Annotated in this window: 23 protein-coding genes and 1 pseudogene; 17 read left to right on the top strand and 7 right to left on the bottom strand. The window is 67.3% G+C overall.

The genetic code is table 11. The features are described 5' to 3' along the window. Window positions 1-10 precede the first annotated feature (10 nt). Window positions 11-964, top strand: a complete 954-nt coding sequence (locus tag SJY26_RS05425; RefSeq protein WP_396595125.1) for a glycosyltransferase family 9 protein — start codon at window positions 11-13, stop codon at window positions 962-964. A gap of 136 nt (window positions 965-1100) precedes the next feature. Next, window positions 1101-1622, top strand: coding sequence for a translation initiation factor IF-3 (gene infC / locus SJY26_RS05420; RefSeq protein ID WP_269515112.1), 522 nt, complete (start codon window positions 1101-1103; stop codon window positions 1620-1622). A gap of 57 nt (window positions 1623-1679) precedes the next feature. Here infC and SJY26_RS05415 read toward each other — a convergent pair whose 3' ends face one another. Continuing rightward, complete coding sequence (locus SJY26_RS05415; protein WP_396595124.1) at window positions 1680-3284, bottom strand: ATP-binding protein; 1605 nt, start codon at window positions 3282-3284, stop codon at window positions 1680-1682. 174 nt (window positions 3285-3458) lie between these two features. Here SJY26_RS05415 and SJY26_RS05410 point away from each other — a divergent pair, with 174 nt between their 5' ends. From SJY26_RS05410 to SJY26_RS05375, 8 genes are all read left to right on the top strand, one after another. Then, entirely contained in the window at window positions 3459-4703 is a 1245-nt protein-coding gene (locus tag SJY26_RS05410; protein ID WP_396595123.1) for an MFS transporter, read from the top strand. A gap of 80 nt (window positions 4704-4783) precedes the next feature. After that, a complete protein-coding gene (locus tag SJY26_RS05405) occupies window positions 4784-6733 on the top strand; it encodes an alpha/beta fold hydrolase (RefSeq protein ID WP_396595122.1) in 1950 nt (649 codons plus the stop codon). A gap of 170 nt (window positions 6734-6903) precedes the next feature. After that, window positions 6904-7101, top strand: coding sequence for a 50S ribosomal protein L35 (gene rpmI / locus SJY26_RS05400; protein WP_003166435.1), 198 nt, complete (start codon window positions 6904-6906; stop codon window positions 7099-7101). A gap of 54 nt (window positions 7102-7155) precedes the next feature. Further along, complete coding sequence (rplT, locus tag SJY26_RS05395; RefSeq protein WP_305637275.1) at window positions 7156-7509, top strand: 50S ribosomal protein L20; 354 nt, start codon at window positions 7156-7158, stop codon at window positions 7507-7509. A gap of 90 nt (window positions 7510-7599) precedes the next feature. Then, a complete protein-coding gene (gene pheS / locus SJY26_RS05390; RefSeq protein ID WP_396595121.1) occupies window positions 7600-8676 on the top strand; it encodes a phenylalanine--tRNA ligase subunit alpha in 1077 nt (358 codons plus the stop codon). A 5-nt stretch (window positions 8677-8681) separates the two neighbouring features. Further along, entirely contained in the window at window positions 8682-9068 is a 387-nt protein-coding gene (locus tag SJY26_RS05385) for a hypothetical protein (RefSeq protein WP_396595120.1), read from the top strand. Continuing rightward, window positions 9065-11494: a phenylalanine--tRNA ligase subunit beta gene (pheT, locus tag SJY26_RS05380; RefSeq protein WP_396595119.1), complete on the top strand. Its 2430-nt coding sequence runs from the start codon at window positions 9065-9067 to the stop codon at window positions 11492-11494. The genes SJY26_RS05385 and pheT overlap by 4 nt, the downstream gene beginning before the upstream one ends. Window positions 11495-11615: 121 nt before the next feature. Further along, window positions 11616-12230, top strand: coding sequence for a DUF1134 domain-containing protein (locus SJY26_RS05375; RefSeq protein ID WP_396595118.1), 615 nt, complete (start codon window positions 11616-11618; stop codon window positions 12228-12230). A gap of 4 nt (window positions 12231-12234) precedes the next feature. Here the strand turns inward: SJY26_RS05375 and hisN are convergent, their stop codons facing one another. Both hisN and SJY26_RS05365 read right to left on the bottom strand, forming a co-directional pair. After that, window positions 12235-13020 (bottom strand): histidinol-phosphatase, encoded by a 786-nt coding sequence (hisN, locus tag SJY26_RS05370; protein ID WP_396595117.1) that lies wholly within the window; start codon window positions 13018-13020, stop codon window positions 12235-12237. 102 nt (window positions 13021-13122) lie between these two features. Next, the gene (locus SJY26_RS05365; protein WP_396595116.1) at window positions 13123-13509 is read right to left on the bottom strand and encodes a helix-turn-helix domain-containing protein; all 387 of its coding nucleotides are present in this window, start codon (window positions 13507-13509) and stop codon (window positions 13123-13125) included. Window positions 13510-13702: 193 nt separating this feature from the next. Here SJY26_RS05365 and SJY26_RS05360 point away from each other — a divergent pair, with 193 nt between their 5' ends. Further along, window positions 13703-13957: a GlsB/YeaQ/YmgE family stress response membrane protein gene (locus SJY26_RS05360; RefSeq protein ID WP_396595115.1), complete on the top strand. Its 255-nt coding sequence runs from the start codon at window positions 13703-13705 to the stop codon at window positions 13955-13957. A 53-nt stretch (window positions 13958-14010) separates the two neighbouring features. Here SJY26_RS05360 and SJY26_RS05355 read toward each other — a convergent pair whose 3' ends face one another. Beyond that, window positions 14011-15003, bottom strand: coding sequence for a 2-hydroxyacid dehydrogenase (locus SJY26_RS05355; RefSeq protein ID WP_396595114.1), 993 nt, complete (start codon window positions 15001-15003; stop codon window positions 14011-14013). 107 nt (window positions 15004-15110) lie between these two features. Between SJY26_RS05355 and SJY26_RS05350 the strand changes: the two genes are divergently transcribed. The 5 genes from SJY26_RS05350 (at window position 15111) to SJY26_RS05330 (ending at window position 19722) form a co-directional block, all read left to right on the top strand. Continuing rightward, complete coding sequence (locus SJY26_RS05350) at window positions 15111-15635, top strand: SH3 domain-containing protein (RefSeq protein WP_396595113.1); 525 nt, start codon at window positions 15111-15113, stop codon at window positions 15633-15635. A gap of 79 nt (window positions 15636-15714) precedes the next feature. After that, complete coding sequence (gene fabA / locus SJY26_RS05345; protein ID WP_396595112.1) at window positions 15715-16248, top strand: 3-hydroxyacyl-[acyl-carrier-protein] dehydratase FabA; 534 nt, start codon at window positions 15715-15717, stop codon at window positions 16246-16248. A 52-nt stretch (window positions 16249-16300) separates the two neighbouring features. Beyond that, a complete protein-coding gene (gene fabB / locus SJY26_RS05340) occupies window positions 16301-17530 on the top strand; it encodes a beta-ketoacyl-ACP synthase I (protein WP_396595111.1) in 1230 nt (409 codons plus the stop codon). A gap of 21 nt (window positions 17531-17551) precedes the next feature. Beyond that, entirely contained in the window at window positions 17552-18874 is a 1323-nt protein-coding gene (locus SJY26_RS05335) for a cation:proton antiporter (RefSeq protein ID WP_396595110.1), read from the top strand. Window positions 18875-18900: 26 nt separating this feature from the next. Beyond that, entirely contained in the window at window positions 18901-19722 is an 822-nt protein-coding gene (locus tag SJY26_RS05330) for an enoyl-ACP reductase (RefSeq protein WP_396595109.1), read from the top strand. Window position 19723: 1 nt separating this feature from the next. Here the strand turns inward: SJY26_RS05330 and SJY26_RS05325 are convergent, their stop codons facing one another. Beyond that, complete coding sequence (locus SJY26_RS05325; protein ID WP_396595108.1) at window positions 19724-20155, bottom strand: pyridoxamine 5'-phosphate oxidase family protein; 432 nt, start codon at window positions 20153-20155, stop codon at window positions 19724-19726. A gap of 58 nt (window positions 20156-20213) precedes the next feature. Then, entirely contained in the window at window positions 20214-20918 is a 705-nt protein-coding gene (locus tag SJY26_RS05320) for a glutathione binding-like protein (RefSeq protein WP_396595107.1), read from the bottom strand. A 158-nt stretch (window positions 20919-21076) separates the two neighbouring features. Between SJY26_RS05320 and SJY26_RS05315 the strand changes: the two are divergent. Then, window positions 21077-21257, top strand: a pseudogene (locus SJY26_RS05315) (YegP family protein). Here the strand turns inward: SJY26_RS05315 and rimM are convergent. Next, window positions 21258-21782 carry a ribosome maturation factor RimM gene (gene rimM, locus SJY26_RS05310; protein WP_396595106.1) on the bottom strand — a complete coding sequence of 175 codons (525 nt, stop codon included), beginning with the start codon at window positions 21780-21782 and terminating at the stop codon, window positions 21258-21260. It abuts the pseudogene before it with no gap. Window positions 21783-21852 lie beyond the last annotated feature (70 nt).

Here is a 21852-nt window from a genome sequence, read left to right as displayed (position 1 = left end):
TAAGGCGCAGATGCCCAAGGTTCTGTTCGTCACCTCCAACCGCATCGGCGACTGTGTGATCTCGTCGGGGATCCTCCGCGAGATCACGCGTCAGGTGCCGGGAGCCCGGATCACCGTCGCCTGTGGCCGCCCGCCCGCGCCCTTCTTCCGCTCCGCCCCCGGCGTCGAGCGGGTCATCGTGCTCGACAAGAAGAAGGCGGCCGGACACTGGCTGGACCTGTGGCAACAGGTCGTCGGCACCCGGTGGGCACTGGTCATCGATATCCGGGGCTCGGCGCTCAGCTATCTGATCCGGGCCGACCGGCGGGTGGTCTACAACCGGCGCTGGGAGACCGGCCTGCCCAAGGTCGAGATGGTCTCGCGTCTGATGGGGTCGGATCGGCCTCTGGAGCCGGAACTGTTCATCGACGACCAGGCCCGCGCCGAGGCGGCGGCCGTGATCGACCCGCAGCTGGCGACCGCGCCGGGCCCCATCATCGCCCTGGCTCCCATTGCCCATCAGCCGGGCAAGAGCTGGCCCGCCGACCGCTGGGGCGAACTGGTCGAGATGCTGAAGGCCGAGCCGCGGTTCGACGGCTGGCGGTTCATGCCCGTGGGTGGACCCGGCGACCGCCCCCCGGCCACGCCCGCGCTGGAGGCAGCGGGACTGAGGGGGATCGACTGCGTCGGCAAGGGGGACATCCTGTGCTCGGCCGCCGCCATCGACCGGGCGGCTCTGTTCGTGGGCAACGATTCCGGGCTGATGCACGTCGCGGCGGCGGCCGGAAAGCCGACGCTCGGCCTGTTCGGGCCGACGGAGTGGTGGCTGTACGGGCCGCGCGGGCCGCGCACCGCCATCGCCGCCTCCAACCCCGTGCGTGGCGAGTTCGCGCCGATCGAGGCCCTGACGACCCGGCGTGTCTTCGAGGCCGTGATTGCCCTTCACGACACCTGGATCGGCGCATCGGCCCCCGCCACGCCTTGAAGAACGGCCGTTTCGCGGTCATATAGGCTTTGTGAGGGAACGCGGTGGTATGCCGTGCGCTGTCCCCTGCGACACTGCTGCTCTTCAGAAATACGTTTTTCAGAAACACAAGGAAACGACGCTCATTCGCCGTCCGATGAACCAGCCGCCCACCAAGGACGGCCCGCCGATGAACCAAGACATCCGCGCACCGCGCGTTCTGCTCATTGACCAGAACGGCGAGAAGCAAGGGGTGATGCCGACCTCCGCTGCGCTGGAGGCCGCCGAGGAGGCGGGTATGGATCTGGTTCAGATCGTCTCGACGTCCGAGCCGCCCGTTGCCAAGATTCTCGATTACGGCAAGTTCCGCTTCCAGGAGCAGAAGAAGAAGGCAGAGGCGCGCAAGCGCCAGAAGGTCGTCGAGCTGAAAGAGATCAAGCTCCGCCCCAACATCGACGTTCACGACTATGAGGTGAAGGCCAAGGCCATGCACCGCTTCTTCGACGAGGGCGACAAGGTCAAGGTGACCCTGCGCTTCCGGGGCCGCGAGATGGCCCACCCCGAACTGGGCATGAAGTTGCTGAACAAGGTCCAGGCCGACTTCGACGAGATCGCCAAGGTCGAATATGCTCCGCGCATGGAAGGCCGCCAGATGATCATGATCCTGGCCCCGAAATAGGCCCGACAGTCAGTCACGGCCTCGAACGCCCCGGCCCACGCCGGGGCGTTTTGCATTTCAGGCCGCCGCCGCGACCGCCGGTTCTGCCCCCAAAGCCAGCCGGATCGCGTTCAGCAGGGCCTCAGGCTGGATCGGCTTTTGCGCCACGCCGTTCATCCCGGCCGCCAGATACTCGATGGCATCGCGTTCGTCGGCATTGGCGGTCAGGGCCAGAATGGGAACCTTTCCGGCTGCGCCCGGCAGGGCGCGGATGGCCCGGGTGGCGGCGACCCCGTCCATGACCGGCATCTTGATGTCCATCAGGATCAGATCGAAGGCGCGACCGGAAGCGGCCGCCAGCGCCTCGGCCCCGTCATTGACCGCCTCATGGCTGCAGCCGAACATCTCCATCAGGCGCGCGGCGACGAAGCGGTTGGTGGCGTTGTCGTCGGCAATCAGCACATGCAGCGTGTCATGGGCGGTCGGGGCCGCCATCGCCTCCGACGCCTCGCGCAGTTCGGGGCCGCAGCACGGCAGCGGCAGGGTGAAATGGAACCTCGCGCCCCCTTGCGGCGACCGATCCAGACGGATGGAGCCACCCATGCGGTCGACGATCTGGCGGCAAATGGCCAGGCCCAGCCCGGCACCGGCCCCCTGACGACCCGCCTGACCCGTGTTGAACGGCTCGAAGATGTCCGCCGCCGTCCCCTCCGGAACCCCGGGGCCGGAATCATCGACCACCGCGTCCAACCGGACGGCACCCTCTTCCCACCGCGAGGCGATCGAGACCACGACCTCTCCCGCCTCGGTGAATTTCAGGGCGTTGCCAATCAGATTGTTGAGCAACTGTTTGATCCGCAGGGCATCGCCCATCACCCAGTCGTATCCGGCTGTGTCACAGGCCACCGTCAGGACAAGCCCCTTTTCCTCCGCCCGGGGCCGCCAGAGGGCTTCGAGGTCGGTGCCGAGACTATCGAGATGCAGCGGAGCCGGGTCGATGCTCATGACCCCGGCCGAAGCGCGCGACATGTCGAGCGCATCGGTGAGCAGACGCAGCAGGGTCTGTCCGGAATCCAGGATGGTCTGGACGTAGGGGCGCAGTTCGACTTGCTCCAGCTTGCGGTCCAGCAAACCGGCCACACCCAGGACGCCGTTCAAGGGGGTGCGGATTTCATGACTCATCACCGCAAGGAACTCGGACTTGGCACGACTGGACGCGCGGGCCTCCGCCTCGGCCACAGCGAGGTTGCGGGCGAGGGCGCTCATATCCTCGGCCTTCTGGCGATACAGCATCGACGTCGCCTGCAGGATCTGGACCCCGGCCCCGACCCCGACGTAGAGGCCATCCTTCACCACGATAAAGCCGCGCAGCAGCATGTTCAGTTCGGCCGCGTCGACCGTCCGGAAAAAGGTCTCTGCACTGGCATCGGCCTCGGCCCGCGGAGGATCCGGATCCATCAGGCTCGACACCGGGCGGCGGGCATACAGGGCGCGACCGAACTCGGCAGCCATCTTCAGGCAGAAGGCATTTCGCTCGATCAGTCCAAGGGGACGGCCCTCCGGGTCGACCACAGCGATCGCCAGGGTATTGGGCTCGCGCTGGAACCGGTCGAACACGACGGCACCGAAGGTCCCGGGCGAAACGGGCTCCACCGCATCCACAAAATCACCAATCCGGGCCATCGAGCCTCCTCTTGCCGGCAAGCGGTAATCGTCGTTTCTTAATGCAGGCTTTGCCGTTCTTGAAACTTTTGCATCGTTTTCAAAGCCATATGTCTGAACCCTGAGGGGTTTCAGTGCGTCGATGCTACTCGCCGCCCCTCTCGCCCTGCGCCTCCGGCCCGGCTAGAAGACGGCATGACCCAGACGCCGCCGCCCCGGACGCCCCCCGCCGACACCGGCGATCGCCGGGCCCTGGCCGTTCTGTTCGGGATTGTCTTCATCAATCTGGTGGGCTTCGGGCTGGTGGTGCCGCTGCTGCCCTTCTTCGGCGACAGCCTGAACGCTGCGCCCTGGCAGGTCGCCCTGATGTTTTCAGCCTATTCGGTGGGCCAGTTCTTCGCCGAGCCCTTCTGGGGCCGGCTGTCCGACCGGATCGGGCGCAAGCCGGTCCTCCTGATCACCGTCGTGGCCAATGCGCTGGGGTATCTGATGCTGGCCTTCGCCCCCAACATCTGGGTGGCCATCGGCATCCGGCTATTCACCGGTCTGGGGGCCGGCAATGTCTCGACGGTCCAGGGCTATGTCGCCGACGTCACCCCGCCCGAAAAACGGGCCGGACGTATGGGCCTGATCGGGGCCGCCTTCGGGGCCGGCTTCATCGCCGGACCGGGGCTCAGCGGCATCCTCGTCCAAGAGGACATGGGCCGGCTGGGCTATCAGCTGCCGATCTTCGCTGCCTGCGGACTGGCGGCGGCCGCCGCCATCGGCGTGGTCTTCCTGCTGAAGGAAAGCCTCGTCCGCTCTGCCACACCGGCGGCGCGGACGCCCTTTCTCGGCGGGGTCAAGGACGCGGCGGCCAATCCGGTCGTGTCCCGGGTCATTCTGGTGACCCTGATCTATATGGCCGGGTTCTCGGGCATGGAATCGACCTTCGGCCTGTGGACCGGGGCCCGGTACGACTGGGGCGCGCGAGAGGTCGCCTTTTCCTTCATGGCCGTCGGCGTGGTCTCGGTCTTCTGCCAGGCGATGGTCACCGGACGGCTGGCGCGGCGGTTCGGCGAGAGCCGGGTGCTGGCGGTCGGATGCCTGCTGTTCGCCTGCGGCCTTCTGGGCCAGTTGCTGTCTCCGGCCGCCTGGGTGGTGCCGGTGGCCATGGCGGTCGGGGGCTTTGGCATGGCGATCACCATGCCCAACATCTCGGCCATGATCTCGCGGGCCAGCCCGCCAGACCGGCAGGGGGCCATGCTGGGGCTGAACATGGCGGCCAGTTCCTCGGGCCGGATCTTCGGCCCGGTTGTGGCGGGAGCCATGTTCTCGAGCCTCGGTCATGACTGGCCCCTCGCCGTCGGGGCCGTCCTGATGGTCCCGGCGGCCCTCATGGCCCTGAACGCGGGCCGCGCCGTCCAGCGCAACCGGGAAGCGCCCGCAGCCGCCGAATAGTCCGGGTAACCGACGTTTGTCAGCGCCGGTCTGTCCCGCTAGAGTAGAAGGCATCATCAGCCTTCGTCGGAGTTCGGCCCGTGCGTCTGGTGCGCTCGCTTTCTCACCTGATCGCCTTCGGAACCGCCATCCTGATCGCGGCCGGCAGCGTGATGGACCCGGCCTCGGCCCGGCAGGCCCCGGTTCCTCCGCTGGAAGCCTATGGAGTCTTGCCCGCGCTCGCAGACGTGTCGATTTCACCGGACGGCTCCTCCCTCGTCTATGTCCGGAACGAGGGAGATCGATCCCGGGTCGTGGCACTGACCCGCGACGGAGTACCGCTTGTATCCATCGACACAAGCGACCGACGCGTGCGGGGCGTGGCCTGGGCCTCGCCCGACCATATCGTGATCACCGCCGCATCCACCGAGAAGATCGCATTTTTCGCCGCGCGTGAGGAGCTTCAGGTCCTCGATATCGTCAACGTGCGGACCCAGCGGGCTGCGCGGGCGCTGAACTCATCCGACAGGAATGCCTTCAATGCCATTTTCGGCTGGCAACCCGGTGTGTATGGCGGCCGGCCCGTGCTGTTCGCGGAAGCTGTGACCGAGAAGCCGGGCGTCTACAATTTCGACCTCTATCGCGTAGACCTCGACACCGGGCGGGGCCGGTTGCACGCCGAGGGCGCCAGCGACACGCGGGGCTATATCGTCACTCGCGAAGGCGAGGTGGCGGCCCGGCTGGCGTGGAATTCGGAAAATGGTCGCTGGCGGCTGTCGGCCCGTAGCGGTGGAAGCTGGCGCGACATCCACGCAGTGCGCGCGCTGCTTGACCAGCCATCCGTCTATGGCTTCGGCCGGTCGCTGGACACCATCCTGATTGGCGAGGACGTCGAGGATCGCTGGCAGCTGAGCGAGATTTCACTGTCTGACGGATCGACCCGCGAACGGGTCGATCTGGGGCCGACGCCCAACCGCCTGTATCGCGATCGCGCGGGGGCCCTGGTCGGGGTCGGCTATATGGAGACCTACCAGGACTACGAGTTCTTCGTCCCGGCCCTGGCCGAGGCCTGGACGCTGCTCAAGGCATCCCTGCCCGGCCGCCAGCTCTACCTCTCGTCCTACAGCGAGGACTATTCGGTGATCATCTTCTACATGGAAGGCAGCGGCGAGCCGGGGTCCTATTTCCTGTACGACGCCGCTGCCCGGCGCGTCTCCCTGATCGGCAAGGCCTATCCGGGCGTGAGCCCCGAGGCCGTCGCGGAAGTCAGGGTCGTCAACTACACCGCCGCTGACGGGATGGCATTGTTCGGCTATCTGACGCTGCCGCCCGGACGCGAAGCCCGGGATCTGCCGCTGATTGCCCTGCCGCACGGCGGGCCGGCGTCGCGTGACACGGCCGGCTTCGATTATTGGGCGCAGGCGTTGGCATCGCGCGGTTATGCAGTGTTTCAGCCGCAGTTCCGGGGTTCGAGCGGCCTCGGGTCTGACCTGCTGGAAGCGGGCTATGGCGAATGGGGCCGAAAGATGCAGACCGACGTCTCAGACGGGGTTCGCTTCCTCGCGGCGCGCGGTGACGTAGATCCGGCGCGGGTTTGCGTCGTGGGGGCCAGCTACGGCGGCTATGTCGCCCTCGCCGGAATGACCCTTGAGCCGAACCTCTATCGTTGCGCCGTGTCGGTGGCCGGTGTGTCCGACCTGCGGGCCATGCTTGAGGAAGAAGAGCGTCGCGGGGCGCGCGGCGACGCCAACCCTGCCGTCCGCTACTGGAGCCGGTTCATGGGAGCCAGCGGCGTCAGTGACACCCGCCTGGACGCCCGTTCCCCGGCGAGGCAGGCCTCGGCGACGACCGGCCCGATCCTGCTCATTCACGGCCGCGACGACACGGTTGTACCCTTCCGGCAGAGCCAAATCATGGCCGAAGCCCTCGGCCCGCGGGGCAGGCTGGTGGCGCTGGACGGCGAGGACCATTTCCTGTCCCGCGCCGCGACGCGCCAGAAAATGCTGTCCGAAACCGTCGCCTTTCTGGAGGCGAACAATCCGCCCCGGTAGGCCGCCCCCAGCATCGTGGCTTGCCTTTCGGCCGCGCTTCGCCTACTAGCCGCGCCTTCGCGTACGGATCGCCGGGCGAACAGGCATGCCTGGGCGATCCTTGAACAACCAGTGACCTCACACTCCGGGCTCGTTCAGCCCGGGACGCGGTCGCACAAAAAGGAACTGAAATGCCGAAGCTCAAGACGAAGTCGGGCGCCAAGAAGCGCTTCAAATTCACCGCGACAGGCAAGGTCAAGGCCGGGGTTGCGGGCAAGCGTCACCGCTTGATCAGCCACAACTCCAAATACATCCGCCAGAACCGTGGCACCTCGGTCATGGCCGACGCCGACGCCAAGAAGATCAAGTCCTACATGCCGTACGCCTGATTGGCGCGCGACGACCTGATCTCCGCACAGCATTGAATTTGAAAGGATAGCGACATGGCTCGCGTCAAACGGGGCGTAGTCTCCCACGCCCGGCACAAGAAGGTTCTGGAACAGGCCAAGGGCTTTTCCGGCCGCCGCAAGAACACCATCCGCACGGCCAAGGCCGCCGTCGACCGCGCCGGGCAATATGCCTATCGCGACCGTCGCACCAACAAGCGCAACTTCCGCGCCCTGTGGATCCAGCGCATCAACGCCGCCGCCCGTCAGGAAGGCTTCACCTATTCGCAGTTCATGCACGGCCTGTCCAAGGCCGGGATCGAGCTGGACCGCAAGGTCCTGGCCGCGATCGCCATGGACGGCACCGGCTTCTCGGACATCGCCGCCAAGGTGCGCGACGCGCTGAAGTAGGCCCAATCCGGTCCGCCGGACGACCAAAAGCCTCCCGGTTCGCGCCGGGGGGCTTTTTGCTTTTCGATCCACCCGCTAGACGGACCCACCATGACCGATCTCGCCGCTCTCGAACTCGAACTGATCAACGCCATCGGCTCCGCGACCACGGTCGCCGAGGTCGAGGCCGTGCGCGTCGCGGCCCTGGGCAAGACGGGCACGATCTCGGGCCTGCTCAAGGGCATGGGGGCCATGAGCCCGGACGAGCGGCGAGAGCAGGGGCCGATGATCAACGGCCTGCGCGACCGGGTCAGCGCCGCCCTCGCCGCGAAGAAGGCGGAACTGGAGGCCGCAGAGCTGGACGCCCGGCTGCAGGCCGAGCGCATCGACCTGACCCTGCCGGCCCGGCCGCGTCGCAAGGGCGGGGTCCATCCGACCATGCAGGTGATGGACGAGATGATCGCCCTGTTCGCCGAGATGGGCTTTGCTGTCGCCGAAGGTCCGGACATCGAGGACGACTTTCACAATTTCACGGCCCTGAACTTCCCGCCCAAACACCCGGCGCGTGAGATGCACGACACCTTCTTCCTGCAGCCGGACCCGGAGACAGGCGAGCGCAAGGTGCTGCGCACCCACACCAGCCCGGTGCAGGTCCGCACCATGATGAGTCAGACTTCGCCGATCCGCATCGTCGCGCCGGGCCGGACGTTCCGCAAGGACTCCGACGCCACCCACACCCCGATGTTTCACCAGATCGAGGGTCTGGTGATCGGCAGGGACATCCACATGGGGCATCTGAAGACCACGCTCCAGACCTTCGTGGCGCGCTTCTTCGAGCTGGACGGCGTCGACGCCCGGTTCCGCCCGCACCACTTCCCATTCACCGAGCCCAGTGCCGAGATGGACATCCGCTGCGACCGTTCGGGCGGCAAGCTGGTGCTGAACGAGGGGTCGGACTGGCTGGAAATCCTGGGCTGCGGCATGGTCCACCCCAATGTGCTGACCAGCTGCGGCATCGACCCCGACGAATGGCAGGGCTTCGCCTTCGGCATGGGCGTGGACCGGATGGCGATGCTGAAGTACGGCGTGCCGGACCTGCGCCCCATGTTCGAGGCCGATGTGCGCTGGCTGGCCCACTATGGCTTCTCGGCCTTCGCCGCCCCCAACCCCGCCTCTGGCCTGAGCTGAGCCCCATGTTCGACCCCGAAACCACCGGCCCCACTCCCGCCGACCTGGGCGTTCGCGCAACGTTCGAGCGCGTGATCGTCTCCATCCCCGCCCTGATCGAGGCTGCGAGCGAATCCGGCGTCGCGATTGAAGGGCGACGGTTTGTCGACTGCGTCATCATCGGTCCCGCCGTCCTGGTACCCACACCCCAAACCGGCTTTGCCAACTGCAATTTCGGCGACGCGGCAGGCGAGCCTCGCAACCTGTTTCTGACACCCGCAGGATCCAAGGTGATCGGTGGCCTGTCGGTCGCCGGTTGCGTCTTTGACGGGTGTCAGTTCAGCGGGATTGGCCTTGTGGGCGACGAGAGCGTCATCGCGGCCTTCCTCGGCACCATTGGAGACCCCGCGTGAAGTTCACCCTGTCCTGGCTCAAGGACCACCTTGAGACCTCCGCCTCGGTTCACGGGATCGCTGACGCCATGACCATGGCCGGGCTGGAGGTCGAGCACGTCGCCGATCCGGCCGCAGCCCTGGCTCCCTTCACTGTGGCGAAGATCGTCGAGGCGGTGCAGCACCCCAATGCCGACCGTCTGCGCGTCTGCCAGGTCGAGACCATCGACGGGATCAAGGAGATCGTCTGCGGGGCCCCCAATGCCCGCGCCGGCCTGACCACCATCTATGCGCCGATCGGGGCCTGGGTGCCCGGTCTCGGGGTCACCCTGGTGGAGAAGCCTGTGCGGGGCGTGGTCTCCAACGGCATGCTGTGCTCGGCCTCCGAACTGGAGCTGGCGGACGAGTTCGACGGCATCCAGGAGCTGCCGCCCGAGATCCCCGTCGGAACCCCGGTCGCCCGCCTGTTCGGGGCCGAGCCGGTCATCGACTTCGAGGTCACGCCCAACCGCCCCGACTGGCTGGGTGTGGCGGGCATCGCCCGGGATCTGGCGGCCGCCGGTGTCGGCACCCTGAAGCATTTCGACATCGCCATGGTCCGGGGGGCCTTCCCCTCCCCGGTCTCGGTCCGCATCGAGGCCCCGGAGATGGGGCCCGTGTTCGCCGGCCGTGTCATCCGGGGCGTGACGAACGGCCCCTCCCCCGCCTGGCTGCAGACCCGGCTCCAGGCCATCGGCCTGCGCTCGATCAACCGTCTGGTCGATGTCACCAATCTGATCGCCTATGACCGCGCCCGGCCGCTGCATGTCTATGATCTGGGCAAGCTGGTCGGTCGCGAGATCGTCGTGCGCGCCGGCCAGGTTTCGACCGCCACGGCCGAACCCGAACATCTGATCGCGCTGGACGGCAAGACCTACACCGTCGATCCCACGATGTGTGTCATCGCCGACGCCGGCGGCGAGCGGCCCATCGGCCTCGGCGGCGTCATGGGCGGCGAAAGCACGGGCTGTTCGGACGAGACCACCGACGTCTTCCTCGAGAGCGCCTGGTTCGACCCGATCATCACGGCCCAGACCGGCCGGACCCTGAACATCGCCTCGGACGCCCAGTACCGGTTCGCCCGCGGCGTAGACCCCGCCTCGGTCGTGCCGGGGCTGGAGCTGGCCACGCGGCTGATCCTCGACCTGTGCGGCGGTGAGCCGTCCGAGATCGTGCTGGCGGGCGAGCATCCGGCCAATCCGGCCGCCTTCCCCTTCGATCCGGCCTATGTGAAGCGCCTCTCGGGCATGGATCTGGAGACGGACCGGATCGGCACTATTCTGGGCCAGCTCGGCTTTCTGGTGACGCCCGGCCCGGCCGGTCAGGTCGAGCCCTGGACCGTTACTCCGCCGTCGTGGCGTCGGGACGTCTCGGCCCGGGCCGACCTGGTCGAGGAGGTGACACGGATTCACGGCTTCCAGCATCTGCCGGAGACCCCCCTGCCCGACCAGGGCTCACCATCCCGGGGCGTGCTCAGCGCGCGCCAGACCCGGGTGCGGATCGCGCGCCGGGCGCTGGCGGCACGCGGCTATGCCGAGGCCGTCACCTGGTCCTTCACCCGCCAGGACATCGCCGCCCTGTTCGGCGGCGGAGACGACCGACTGGTGGTCGAGAACCCGATCGCGGCCGATCTGGACTGCATGCGGCCCTCGGCCCTGCCCAATCTGATCCAGGCGGCGGCGCGGAACGCAGCGCGCGGCCATGCCGATGTGGCCCTGTTCGAGATCGGCCCGATCTACCTTGGCGATCAGCCGGGCGACCAGCGCACCGTCATCGCAGGCCTGATCTCCGCCCGCCCCGCGCGGCACTGGGCCGGCCCCGGTGAGGACGCCCTGTTCGCCCTCAAGGCCGACCTGATGGGGGTGCTGGAGGACATCGGCGCGCCGGTGGCATCGCTGCAGCTGGCGCAGGGGTCGAACCGCGACTGGTGGCACCCCGGCCGGTCGGCGCGGCTGCAGCTGGGGCCGAAGACGGTTATCGCCGAGTTCGGCACCATTCATCCGCGTATCCTCAAGGCGCTGGACGCCGACGGCCCCATGCTGGCCTTCGAGATCGTGCTGGACGCCGTACCCGAGCCCCGCGCGAAGGGCACGCCGACCAAGGCCCGGGGTACGGCCGATCTGTCCAATCTGATGCCCCTGAGCCGAGACTTCGCCTTTGTGGTCGGGGAGGCCACGGCGGCCGGGGATCTGGTCCGCGCGGTCCAGGGGGCCGACAAGGCCCTGATCACCGACGTCCGGGTGTTCGACGTGTATCGCGGCCAGGGCGTGGCCGAGGGGGCGAAGTCCGTCGCCCTGGAGGTCCGGATCCAGCCGCGCGAGGCCACCCTGACCGAGGTCGAGATCGAGGCCCTGTCGGCGAGGATCGTGGCGGCGGCAGGCAAGCTGGGGGCGACGCTGCGAAGCTGAGCCTGCGGATAGGCGGGCGGGTAAGGCCGCATTAATGCTATAGCCCCAAGGCTGCCGCAAAGCCCGGCGACCTTGCACCACCGCCCGCGCCGCCGGGGGGCCAGACGTCAGGACATCCACCATGCACCGCCGCCACCTGATCCAGACCGGATTCGCCGCCGCCACAGCCGGCGCGCTGTCGGCCTGTGCCACCGCCCCGCGTCAGCCGAACGAGCCGAACTATCCGATCGCCTCGGACGCGAACGCCCGCGCCTATACGGCGGACGAACTGGTCGCCGCGGGATCGCGCGAACTGGGCATCGCCGCCGAGGCCATGGGCAGCGCCATCGAGCGTATTTTCGCCGACCAGGGCGATCGGCCCACCGCCTATATCGCCGGCGAGGAAGCCTCCGGAGCCGCCGTCATCGGTCTGCGCTACGGACGGGGCGCGCTCCACATGAAGGACCAGTCAGCCTCACAGGAAGTGTTCTGGCAGGGCACCTCGGTCGGCTGGGATGTCGGGGGCAATGCCTCGCGCGTCTTCACCCTTGTCTATGGCCTGTATGCCGCCGATGCCATCTATCGCCGCTACCCCGGGGTCGAGGGCACCGCCTATCTGATCGGCGGGCTGGGCGTGAACTACCAGCGCGCCGACGGCATCGTCCTGGCTCCCATCCGCACCGGTGTCGGCCTGCGGCTGGGGGCCAATGTCGGCACCATGGCCTACAGCCGCCAGCGGAACCTGCTGCCCTTCTAGACCGTCAGTTGGTGCCGCGGCGCAGAGCGACGAGGGCCTGGTCGCGGATGCGGACATCGCCGACCGCAAGGATGCGGCCGTCGCCATTGACCGGGCCCCCGCGCCAGTCGGTGACCTCCCCCCCGGCGGCCTCGACCACAGGAATCAGGGCGGACCAGTCCCAGATCTTCAGCCCCGTCTCGGCCACCATGTCGATCCGGCCCAGCGCCAGCATGGCATAGGCATAGGCATCACAGCCGTAGCGGGCCAGTCGGGCGGCGGCCATGACCTGGGTCCAGGCCCCCAGTTCGGGGCCGGTGAAGATTTCCGGGGCGGTCGTGGCGATCACCGCGTCGGTCAGGGCCGCGCAGGGCCGCACGCGCAGCGGCCGCGTCTGGTCGCCCCGGATCAGCCGGGCCCCGGAAGGCCCTCCCAGGAACAGTTCGCCCAGATAGGGCTGGGCAATGGCCCCAACGGTCGGTCGACCGGCCGACCTCAGCGCGATCAGGGTCGTCCACAGCGGCAGGCCCGCGATGAAGGCGCGGGTCCCGTCGACCGGATCGAGAATCCAGACATGTTCGGCGTCCGGCCGGTCCTCGCCATACTCCTCGCCGATGACGCCATGATCGGGATAACGGGCGGCGATCAGCCGGCGGATCGCCGCCTCGGCCCCCCGGTCGGCCTCTGTCACCGGATCGAAGGCCCCTGGCCCGGCCTTGTTCTCCTCGGCATTGTCCGCGCGGAACAAGGGCAGGGTGACGTCTGCCGCAGCGGCGGCCAGTTCAACGGCGAAGGATTCGTATTCGGTCATACCGGACGAGTAAGGGGTGAAAAGTGCCAGTGCTAGTCAGCATCCGTCCGGCGCACGTCGGCACCTGTCTCACCGGCACTGTTCACTGGCACCCGACGAGCCTCAGGGCGCGACGGGATCGCCCTCGGCGTGCAGGGACTTGGCCAGGTCAAGAAGGCGGCGGCGCGGCCGCTCACCCAGCTGGTAGTAGGCCTGGATCAGATCCAGGGTTTCCTTGCGGGAAAACACCTCTCCGCCATTGGCCCCGGCCGCTTCCTTGCGTTCGATGGCCTCGGCCAGACCGTCGTAGAAATAGCTGATCGGGGTCTCCAGCGCCTCGGACAGCTGCCACAGGCGAGCGGCCGAGATGCGATTGGCACCGCACTCGTATTTCTGGATCTGCTGGAAGCGGATGCCAACCTGGATGGCGAGCTGCTGCTGCGTCAGGCCCAGCAGGCGGCGACGGCGGCGCAGGCGGCGCCCCAGATGAAGATCAATATCGGTGGCCATGACCCATTCCCCTTGTTGCGAGGGCTGTGCCGAAACGGCACGGCTCGCCTGTGATGCCGCAACGAGCATGCCGTCTTCCCGTGACGGGCGAGCGATGCCGAACGGCGCTCGGGGAACTTCCTTCTTGCCCGGACGCAACCGGGACAGTGCGCGCGCATTATCAGGCCACATCCGCTTTGGAAGGAATGGAACTATGGGTCTCGGAATTATCGGCTGGATCATCATCGGCATCGTCGCCGGCTGGCTCGCTGAAAAGGTTATGGGTCGTAGTCACGGCCTGATCACCAATCTGATCGTCGGTGTCGTCGGCGCGCTGATTGGCGGCTTCATCGCCCAGAACCTGCTGGGCATCCCGGTCGGCGGCTTCAACCTCGTCACGCTCATCGTCGCGTTCGGCGGTGCCGTCCTGCTGCTGTTCCTGCTGGGACTGGTCAAGCGTCGCGCCTGATCGTTCGATCCTGACGTCGGCGAAGGGGGCGGCCCGCCGGGCCGCCCCCTTCTTCATGCCTGGAACATGGCCGGGATCACCCGGTCTGGCGGCCGGTGGCCGTTCTGGTGCGTCATGATGTTGAGGATGACCCGGTCGCCCATGTCCTGACGTGCCTCGAGCGTGGCCGAGCCCAGATGGGGCAGCAGGACGACGTTGGGCAGGCCGATCAGGCCGGGATGGATCGCCGGCTCATGCTCGAACACATCCAGGCCCACGCCCGACAGGGCGCGCCGGCCGACGGCATCCGCCAGCGCCGCCTCGTCGATCAGCTCCCCCCGCGCGGTATTGATCAGGATGGCCTGGGGCTGAAGCCGGGCCAGTCGCTCGGCCGACAGCAGATGATGCGTTTCTTTCGTGGCCGGGCAGTTCAGGCTGATGATGTCCATCCGCGCCAGCATCTGGTCCAGATCATCCCAGTAGGTCGCCCCCAGCTCGTCCTCGATCCGGGGACTGACGGCCTTTCTGTTGTGATAGTGGACCTGCAGGCCGAAAGCCTTCGCGCGCCGGGCCAGGGCCTGGCCGATCCGGCCCATGCCCACGATGCCGAGCCGCTTGCCCCACAGCTTGCGCCCGCACATCCAGGTCGGGGTCCAGCCCTCGAACCGGCCGTCGGCGATGACCTGGGCCCCTTCGACGATGCGGCGGCTGACCGCGAGGATCAGACTCATGGCCAGATCGGCGGTGTCTTCGGTCAGGACCCCCGGCGTATTGGTGACGATGATCCCGCGCGCGACGGCGGCCTCGATGTCGATATGATCGACCCCGGCACCAAAATTGGCGATCATCTTCAGCTGGTCGCCCGCCCCTGCGATCAGACTGGCGTCAATCTCATCGGTAATCGTCGGGACAAGGACCGCAGCCCTTTGCACGGCGGCTTCCAGCGCCGCCCGGTCCATCGGCGCGTCCTTCAGGTTCAACTCGGCGTCGAACAGCTCCCGCATGCGCGTCTCGACCGCGTCGGGCAGCCTTCTGGTTAAGACGACCTTAAGCCTGGGGCTGGACATAGGGACCTTGGGTTTTCACGGGACGCGCCCTGGCTGCGCCCGCGCGCGACGGGTCAACACCGGTGTCTAGCAAGTCTCGCATCCGCTTCCAAAGCCTCTCGCGCCGCTTGATCGGTCTTGTCGGCATTATCGGCCTGGGTCTTGTCGCCGGTGCGGCCGCGACCATGCCCGACGGGCGGCCGACCCCGACGGGTCTGGATGTCCCCCGCTGGGTCTCCCTGAAGTCCTCGGAGGTTCGCGCCCGTCAGGGTCCGGGGCTGGATTACCGCATCCTGTGGGAGTACCGCGCCGCCGGCCTGCCGGTGCAGGTGATCGCCGAGACCCGCGAGTGGCGCAAGGTCTGCGACCCCGAAGGCTCGGTCGCCTGGATCCACCGCAGCGTCGTGTCCGGTCGCAGGGGCGCGTTCAACGCCTCGGACCGCGAAGTCCCCGTGCGGGCGCGCCGCGACGCCGACAGTCCCGTGAAGGCCAGGCTCCTGCCCCGCTCGGTCGTCGCGCTCGAAGACTGTGAAGACGGCTGGTGCGAGGTCCGGGCCAGAAAGCTGCGTGGCTGGGTTCCGCAGGAGATGGTCTTCGGGTCCCGGAGCGCGGCGCTCTGCGACGCCAATCGCCCGGCGGGCGAGGCGCGATAGTCTACTGTCCGGCACCGGAGTTGAGCCCCGGCCCGGCGTCGTGTAACCCGACCGCCACACTTCCGGAGTCGCACCCCCTTTGACCGTTTCGCACTATCCGTCCTCGTTCGATCACGCCGCCCTGCTGGCCTCGGGTCGCGGCGAGCTGTTCGGGCCCGGCAACGCCCAGCTCCCGGCCCCGCCGATGCTGATGTTCGACCGGATCACGACCATCACCGGCGACGGCGGGGAATACGGCAAGGGCTATATCGAGGCCGAGCTGGATATCCATCCCGACCTCTGGTTCTTCGGCTGCCACTTCATCGGCGACCCTGTCATGCCCGGGTGCCTGGGTCTGGACGCCATGTGGCAGCTGGTCGGCTTCTATCTGGGCTGGATCGGCGGACAGGGCCGTGGCCGCGCACTCGGCGTCGGCGAGGTCAAGTTCAAGGGCCAGGTCGAGCCGCACATCAAGCGGGTGACCTACAAGATCACGCTCAAGCGCGTCATCAACCGCCGTCTGGTGATGGGGATCGCCGACGGGGTGCTGGAGGCGGATGGCGTGCCCATCTATACCGCAACCGATATGCGTGTCGGCCTGTTCCAGCCAGGTGAGAAGCCGGTCGAGGCCTGAGCCACACAAGAACCGCGGTCAACGCGGACAAGACGTCAGAGAAGGAAACTGCATGCGGCGTGTCGTCGTCACGGGTCTGGGTATCGTCTCCTCCATCGGCACGGGTGCCGAAGAGGTCACTGCGTCGCTGCGTTCGGCGAAATCGGGTGTGGTCTCCGCCCCCGACCACATCAAGCACGGCTTCCGCTCCCAGGTCTGGGCCCCGCCATCCCTTGGCGTGACGGCCGAGGACTGGGCCCCGCTGGTGGACCGTCGCGCTGCGCGCTTCCTGGCCAATGGTACGGCCTGGGGTCACATCGCCTTCGAGGAGGCGCTGAAGGATTCCGGCATGACCCCGGAAGAGATCAAGGACGACCGCATCGGCCTGATCGTCGGCGAGGGCGGCCCCTCGACCCAGGTCATCCTGCAGGCGGCCCAGACCACGATCGAGAAGGGCGCACCCAAGCGGATCGGGCCGTTCGCCGTGCCCAAGGCCATGGCGTCCGGTCCCTCGGCCGTTCTGGCCACCTGGTTCCAGCTGCGGGGCATCAACTATTCCATCTCCTCGGCCTGCGCGACCAGCGCTCACTGCATCGGCGCGGGTGCCGAGCAGATCCAGTGGGGCAAGCAGGACGTCGTCTTCGCAGGCGGCTGCGAGGACATCGACTGGTCCATGTCGAACATGTTCGACGCGATGGGGGCCATGTCATCGGACTTCAACGACACCCCGTCGGTCGCCTCGCGCGCCTACGACGTCGCCCGCGACGGCTTCGTCATCGCCGGCGGGGCCGGGATCGTGGTGCTGGAAGAGTATGAGCGGGCCGTGGCCCGGGGCGCGAAAATCTATGCCGAGGTCGTCGGCTACGGGGCCAATTCGGACGGCTACGACATGGTCGCACCGTCGGGCGAGGGCGCAGAACGCTGCATGAAGATCGCCATGAGCCAAGCGGGCAATCGCCGGATCGACTATCTGAACCCGCACGGCACCTCCACGCCGGTGGGCGACAGCAAGGAGATGGGCGCGGTCCGCAATGTCTTCGGGTCCGACATGCCGCTGATTTCCTCGACCAAGTCACTGACGGGCCACAGCCTTGGGGCCGCAGGCGCGCAGGAGGCGATCTATTCCCTGCTGATGCTCAGGAACGGCTTCGCCGCCGAAAGCGCCCATATCGAGAATCTCGATCCCGAGTTCGAGGGCATGCCGATCCTGCGCGAGCGCAAGGACCTCGAACTGACCACGGTCATGTCCAACAGCTTCGGCTTCGGCGGCACCAACGGGACGGTGATCTTCTCGAAGGTGTAAGGATCCGTACCGTCCGACACATTGCATGGCCTGGAGGGAGCCCCGGACCTGACCCTCGACCCCTACATCCTGTTCCTGCTCGGTCTTGGCGCGATCGTGTTGCTCGTGTCCTGGGCTCCGAAAGGGCTGCGCCAGGTTCCCCTGTCGCTGGCCATGATCTGCGTGGGGTTGGGGATCACGATCTTCAGCCTCGACATCCTGTCGTTCAATCCCGACCCGCGGACCTACGACACCCTGACCGAACGGATGACCGAGCTGGTGGTGATCATCTCCCTGATGGGGGCGGGTCTGAAACTGGATCGACCGGTCAGTCTGAAAGGCTGGGGCCCCACCTGGCGACTTCTGGCCATCGCCATGCCCCTGACCATACTGGCCACCGCCTGGCTGGGGATGGCCGGGCTTGGCTTCAGTCTCGCCATGGCGCTGCTTCTGGGCGCGGCCATGGCACCGACCGACCCGGTGTTGGCCTCGGATGTGCAGACCGGGCCGCCTCGAACGGGCGAGGGCAATGAGGTCCGCTTCAACCTGACAGCAGAGGCGGGGCTGAACGACGCCCTGGCCTTTCCCGTCGTCAACCTGGCCATTCTGGTCTCGATCTCGGGGGCGGCCGTTTTCACGGCGGGCGAAGGGCTGACCGAATGGCTGGCCGTCGATGTGCTGTGGAAGTTCGCTGCCGGTGCCGCCATGGGCTGGGCCATCGGCAAGGCCATGGGCTGGGTGATGTTCCGGGCCCACCATCACGGCATCGCGCGCCATGCCGACGGGCTGGTTGCCATCGGCGCAACCTTCATCGCCTACGCGGCGACCGAGCTGGTTCATGGCTACGGCTTCCTGGCCGTCTTCATCTGCGCCCTCGCCATTCGCGGCTCGGAGCGGGAGGACAATTTTCACGAACAGATGCACGATTTCGCCGAGCAGATAGAACGGCTGTTGATGATGCTGGTGCTGGTCCTGTTCGGTGGGGCCCTGGCCAACGGCCTGCTCGACGCCCTGACCTGGACCGACGCCCTTGTCGGCTTGGCCATCCTCTTTATCGTCCGTCCCGTCGTCGGCTATCTGTCGCTGATAGGGTCGCCCCTTATGCGGCGGGAACGGGTGATGCTGGCCTATCTGGGCATACGTGGCTTGGGTTCGGTCTATTACCTGGCCTATGCCTTGAACCACGGCGACTTCGGCAACTCGGAACGACTGTGGGCCATCACCGGCTTCATCGTGCTCGTTTCGATCATCGTCCACGGGATCACGGCCACGCCGCTGATGGCGCTGATGGAACGTCTGGAGGGGCCTTTGCGCGACCGAACCAGCCCTGCTAACCCTCCCCCCCGCGACGAACAGCCCGGCTGAAGGCCGGGATCAAAGGAGACGACACCATGGCGAGCGAGAGCGGCTGGACCATGCCTTCGGGCGAACTCATGAAGGGCAAGAAGGGCCTGATCATGGGGGTGGCGAACGCCAACTCGATCGCCTGGGGCATCGCCTCCCAGCTGGCCGCACAGGGAGCCGAACTGGCCTTCACCTATATGGGCGAGGGGCTGGAGCGCCGGGTGCGGCCGCTGGCCGAAAGCGTGGGGGCGAAACTGCTGATCCAGGCCGACGTGACCGACGACGCCTCCATGGACGCCGCCTTCGCCGCGCTCGAGGCCGAGTTCGGCACCATCGATTTCGTGGTCCACTCGGTGGCCTTCGCCAACAAGGACGAGCTGAAAGGCTCCTTCATCGACAACACCACCCGCGACAGCTTTCTGCTGGCGATGAACATCAGCTGCTTCAGCTTCGTCGACGTGGCCCGGCGGGCCGCGAAGATCATGCCGAACGGCGGGTCGATGATCACCATGACCTACCTCGGGTCCGAGCGGGCCATCCCGAACTACAACACCATGGGTGTGGCCAAGGCCGCGCTGGAGGCGGCGACGCGCTACATCGCCCGCGACCTGGGTCCCCGGGGCATCCGCGTGAATGCCATCTCGGCCGGGGCCATGCGCACCCTGTCGCTGGCCGGGATCTCCGGCGGACGGGGCATGATCGCGCAAGGGCGCGCCATGTCGGCGATGAAGGAGGACACCTCGATGGAGGGGGTCGCCGGGGCCGCCCTGTGGCTGTGCTCGGACCTCGGCCTGTCGACCACCGGCGAGGTCATCCACGTCGACGCCGGCTTCCACATGATGGGTCTCGCCGCCGACGACGAGAGCTGAGCTACAGCGCCAGGTCACCCTCATCCTCGCCGTCCCAGTAGGCGATGCGCGAGGCATGGGCCTGGATCAGCACCAGGCCGGGGGTCTCGATCCCCTGCGGGAACCAGCGGTCCAGACCCCGGGTCCAATGCTCCGCGAACAGGGTCTTGTCACGGATCAGCTCGGCCCGGGCTTCGATGGCGATGAAGATCCCGGGCTTGCCCAGCAGGCCGCGCTCGCCCGTCAGGGTCAAGCCGACGATCGGATCGGCCATGATGTCACCGACCATGCCCGCGTCCTCGGTGGTGAAGAACCAGCTGTCGCCGTCGTAATCGACCTCGCCATTGTTGCTCATCGGCCGCGACGTCAGGGCCCCGCCCGCCGTGCGGGTGGTCAGCATGGTGAAGTCGATGGCGCGCATCTTCTTCGACAGTTCTTTCAGGATCAATTTCACGCGGGGCTCCTCAAGCTTTGCCCCGACACAACCCCCGAACCGTCCGCCCGATCCTGCGTCAGGGGCGCGCAGGGATGGTCAGACCCCGCGCCACCGCCGGACGCGCCAGACAGCGCTCCACCCAGGCCGGCACCGCCTTCAGCGAAGCATAGTCGACCAGCTCGCCGGCCTCGTAGAAGGTCACCAGGTTTCGAACCCAGCCGATCAGGCTGATGTCGGCGATCGTGAAGGCCTCACCCATGATGAACTTCCGGTCGGCGAGCCGGCCTTCCAGCACCTCCAGCAGGCGTTTGCTCTCGGCGACATAGCGGTCGCGCGGGCGCTTGTCCTCATAGTCCCTGCCGGCGAACTTGTGGAAAAAGCCCAGCTGGCCGAACATCGGCCCGACCGCCGCCATCTGCCAGAACACCCACTGGATGGTCTCGTAGCGCGCGCCGGGATCCGTGGGCAGGAGACGGCCCGTCTTGTCCGCCAGATAGATCAGGATGGCCCCGGATTCCCACAGGGCCAGCGGCTGACCGCCCGGCCCGTCGGGATCGAGAATGGCCGGGATCTTGCCGTTGGGGTTCAGCGACAGATAGTCGGGCGTCCAGGTCTCGTTCTGCATGATGTCCACCAGATGGACCTCATAGGGCAGGCCGATTTCCTCCAGCATGATCGAGGCCTTCACCCCGTTGGGCGTGGGCAGGGAGTAGAGCTGCAGCCGGTCGGGACGGATCGCCGGATACTGGCGGGTGATCGGGAAGGCGGAGAGGTCGGCCATGGGGCACCGTGTCGGTTGCGGTTCATGCCCATGTCGGTGCGCGACCCCGGCGACACAAGGGCACCCTCGCGATCCTGTGTCCGCCAGCCGACATTTGCAGGTTGACCGAACACGGTTCAGCTTGGCCTTATCGGGGCGGACGCAAACAGGAGACGCCGGTGGCCCACGCATTCGAAATCTACAAGGACAAGGCCGGAGAGTTCCGGGTCCGGTTCAAGTACAATTCCGAGGTGATGTTCTCGACCGAGGGCTATGCGTCCAGGGCCTCGGCGAAGAACGCCATCGAGTTCGATCAAGAAGAACGGGCCCGACGCGCCGGTCAACGACACGACGGATTGATCAGTCCGGCTCGCGCTCGCCGATTTCGTCGGGGCGTACGGCCAGCAGCCAGCCGTCAGACAGATGCAGGTCGGGTACGCAGGCCCGGGTGAAGGGCAGGAACCAGGTCGGGCCGCCCGCCGTCGGCGCGATCTCCAGCATGTCGTCGGCCCCGAAATTCTGGACCGCCTTGACGGTGCCGAGGACGACGCCGTCCGGGTCGCGCGCCTCCACGCCGATCAGGTCGGCCAGATAGAATTCGTCCTCGTCCGGCTGGGGGAAGGCCTCGCGGGGCACATACAGTTTGAGGTTCCGCAGGCCGTCGGCCTCTTCCTTGGTGGCGATCTCCTTAGCCCGGCCGACGATCCCGTCCTTTGTGGCGCGGGTCTGGGTCAGGGTCAGGCCGTGGGAACCGTCGGCCCGCAGCAGCGGCCCATAGGCCGTCAGGGCCAGCGGATCGGCCGTATAGGCGGTGATCTTCACCTCGCCCTTCACGCCAAAGCCTCCGGCGACATGGCCGACGAGAATGAGTCTGGATGCGGTCATCGCGGGCTCCGATAGCAGAAGGGCGGCGCCCGATGGACGCCGCCCTCACCGTAGTCAGTTCACCGGGCGG

This window comes from Brevundimonas sp. R86498, assembly GCF_044598075.1.
GTDB lineage: Bacteria > Pseudomonadota > Alphaproteobacteria > Caulobacterales > Caulobacteraceae > Brevundimonas.
This window is presented reverse-complemented; position numbering and strand designations above follow the sequence as displayed.

Excerpts from the sequence above, each read along its gene's own strand:
- SJY26_RS05330 (WP_396595109.1), top strand. The coding sequence starts at position 18,901 with ATGGCGAGCGAGAGCGGCTGGACCATGCCTTCGGGCGAACTCATGAAG.
- SJY26_RS05360 (WP_396595115.1), top strand. The coding sequence starts at position 13,703 with ATGGGTCTCGGAATTATCGGCTGGATCATCATCGGCATCGTCGCCGGC.
- SJY26_RS05425 (WP_396595125.1), top strand. The coding sequence starts at position 11 with ATGCCCAAGGTTCTGTTCGTCACCTCCAACCGCATCGGCGACTGTGTG.
- rpmI (WP_003166435.1), top strand. The coding sequence starts at position 6,904 with ATGCCGAAGCTCAAGACGAAGTCGGGCGCCAAGAAGCGCTTCAAATTC.
- SJY26_RS05365 (WP_396595116.1), bottom strand. The coding sequence starts at position 13,509 with ATGGCCACCGATATTGATCTTCATCTGGGGCGCCGCCTGCGCCGCCGT.
- infC (WP_269515112.1), top strand. The coding sequence starts at position 1,101 with ATGAACCAGCCGCCCACCAAGGACGGCCCGCCGATGAACCAAGACATC.
- SJY26_RS05375 (WP_396595118.1), top strand. The coding sequence starts at position 11,616 with ATGCACCGCCGCCACCTGATCCAGACCGGATTCGCCGCCGCCACAGCC.
- SJY26_RS05355 (WP_396595114.1), bottom strand. The coding sequence starts at position 15,003 with ATGTCCAGCCCCAGGCTTAAGGTCGTCTTAACCAGAAGGCTGCCCGAC.
- rimM (WP_396595106.1), bottom strand. The coding sequence starts at position 21,782 with ATGACCGCATCCAGACTCATTCTCGTCGGCCATGTCGCCGGAGGCTTT.
- hisN (WP_396595117.1), bottom strand. The coding sequence starts at position 13,020 with ATGACCGAATACGAATCCTTCGCCGTTGAACTGGCCGCCGCTGCGGCA.
- SJY26_RS05385 (WP_396595120.1), top strand. The coding sequence starts at position 8,682 with ATGTTCGACCCCGAAACCACCGGCCCCACTCCCGCCGACCTGGGCGTT.
- rplT (WP_305637275.1), top strand. The coding sequence starts at position 7,156 with ATGGCTCGCGTCAAACGGGGCGTAGTCTCCCACGCCCGGCACAAGAAG.
- SJY26_RS05415 (WP_396595124.1), bottom strand. The coding sequence starts at position 3,284 with ATGGCCCGGATTGGTGATTTTGTGGATGCGGTGGAGCCCGTTTCGCCC.
- pheS (WP_396595121.1), top strand. The coding sequence starts at position 7,600 with ATGACCGATCTCGCCGCTCTCGAACTCGAACTGATCAACGCCATCGGC.
- fabB (WP_396595111.1), top strand. The coding sequence starts at position 16,301 with ATGCGGCGTGTCGTCGTCACGGGTCTGGGTATCGTCTCCTCCATCGGC.
- SJY26_RS05320 (WP_396595107.1), bottom strand. The coding sequence starts at position 20,918 with ATGGCCGACCTCTCCGCCTTCCCGATCACCCGCCAGTATCCGGCGATC.
- SJY26_RS05410 (WP_396595123.1), top strand. The coding sequence starts at position 3,459 with ATGACCCAGACGCCGCCGCCCCGGACGCCCCCCGCCGACACCGGCGAT.